The organism is Nitrosomonas communis (genome assembly GCF_024102715.1).
Taxonomy (GTDB): Bacteria; Pseudomonadota; Gammaproteobacteria; order Burkholderiales; family Nitrosomonadaceae; genus Nitrosomonas; species Nitrosomonas communis_B.
Genome location: NZ_JAGFJM010000014.1, coordinates 1 through 1,958, shown reverse-complemented (window position 1 = coordinate 1,958; position 1,958 = coordinate 1). Strand labels below are relative to the sequence as shown.

Sequence of the window (1,958 nt, the reverse complement as noted above, 5' to 3'; positions counted from 1 at the left end):
CATAAATTTTTCCCACCAATAACTGACTCTTGGGACAATACCAAATTCTATAATGACGGGCTCGTAATAGAAGAACGCGGGACTAAATACATTTTACACGAACAAGTATCTGGGGCGACAATGAATTTACTCTTTGACAAAGAAGAAGTTTTTGAAAATGTTGACGAGGTAATTGAAAAATACCTCCGACCAAATAACATGGACATTGACGGAATAAAGATTGTAGAATGAAAAATCTACCGCCAACACCAGTAGCTGCTGCACAACCCTTCGGTAGAAATATTTTTTGAAATCATCCAGAAAAATATCAGTTGCCTTCGTTTTTGTGCATAACTCTGTGGATAACTGCGATGAAGGGCTGATTTTTACTTTTCAGTCTCGTTAAGTGTGAACTGAGAATGGAAATCGAAAAAATAAAGAAGAGAGCCGCTGTATTGCCTCCCTTGAAAGCCCGAGTACGGCTGTCATTGGTCTTGTCTTTTTAAAATTCATCGCCTTCTTCAAGTTGTAGGCAATGGCGGCCATGAGCATGCATTTGTTGGCCAGTTTTATGCCCCGTGTGTTCACTCGTTTCATCGCCAGAAAATTGATCAATGTTCCCAACACCGGCTCCACCGTGCTCTGTCGGAGTTTCTTCACCTTGCGTGCATATGAGGATTTCATTCGCTCATGCATTTGATCGTAGTACGGCTTATCGAGGGTATCGCGAATACTTTTTTCGAACGACTTGCCAATGCAGGTCGACCGTAACGGACAATTGGCGCAGTCCTTCCGCGAGGTGCGGTATTCTTTCATGGCATAGCCATTGTTGTCTTTGATTTTTTTGAATTCCACTTTCTTATTCTCAGGACAGGTGTAGTAATCGCCTTCTTTGTGATAGGTGAAGCCTTCGCGCTCGGATTTGTATTGTCCGAAGTTAGGAATGTAGCCGGTGATGTGTTGCTGTTCCAACGCTTTGAGTGCGGCTCCGCTGCTGTAGCCGGTGTCGGCCAATACTTGTTCGACTATAATGCCTTCGGATTGAAGATTTTCCTTTAATCCTTTTAGGATTTGTGGTAGACATTGACTGTCTTTTTTGTCGGCATGATAGGCTTCCATATGGGTGATCACATGATGGGCAGTATCCACGCAGGTTTGAGCCAGGTAGTTGAGCTGTCTGGGCTTGCCCGGTTTTACTGCGATGCGTGCATCGGAATCGGTGGTGCTATAGTGGGTGTGGTTGCTGAGAAATTTCGGGCGCTTCTCATCTCCGGCATGTTCTTCCTTGAATTTGGCCGACCGGGTGGCGGGCATCCCATCATAGGCTTTCGCTTTCCAGCGGTGATGCTCTTCTACTTTCTTCTTCTTGTAGGCCGTTACTTTCTGCGGCTTATCTTCTCCTTTGATTTGCAGTTCATCAGCAAATGCTTCGGCATCATCCATAATCTCTTTCTCTGCGATACTGTCCATCGAAGCGTTGGCCTTGATGAGTGCGCTGTCTATAGCTTGTCTGCGACCCGACACCATACCTTTCTCGATGCACAGCTTTAGTACGTGCTTAAATAGTTCTTTGAATACTTCTTCGCCATATAACTGACGTGTTCGGCTCAACGTGCTGTGCCAGGGAAGGGGTTCATCAATGTTGTAACCAATAAAATAGAGTATGTCTAATCGAAGGGAGGCTGTACTGATTATGCGTCTGTCGCTGCCCAGATTTTCGAGGTAGCCTACCAGCATGAGTTTAAAGAATACAACCGGGTCAATGCTTTCCTGGCCTTCGGTGCCGTAATACCGGGCGGTGAGCTTATAGAGAAACCGAAGATCCAGTGACTCTTTTAATCTCCGGTAAATATTATCTACCGGAACCCGATCCGATAGTTGGAAGTTGGTGAAGAGTTTTTCTTCAAATGGTTTGCGTCCTTGCATCAAGCAAGATAAACTGATTTGATTAATTTTAATAGTTGTGCAACATGCACAAC

General features: G+C 44.8%; 2 protein-coding genes. One reads left to right on the top strand and one right to left on the bottom strand.

The features are described 5' to 3' along the window. Positions 1–231: hypothetical protein (locus tag J5I83_RS02025; RefSeq protein WP_304052902.1), on the top strand; the 231-nt coding region annotated here is incomplete at its 5' end. Between the two features lie 150 nt (positions 232–381). On the opposite strand, the gene J5I83_RS02020 is transcribed toward J5I83_RS02025, so the two are convergent. After that, a partial coding sequence (locus J5I83_RS02020) for an IS1182 family transposase (RefSeq protein ID WP_304052901.1) occupies positions 382–1,958 on the bottom strand: 1,577 nt, incomplete at its 5' end.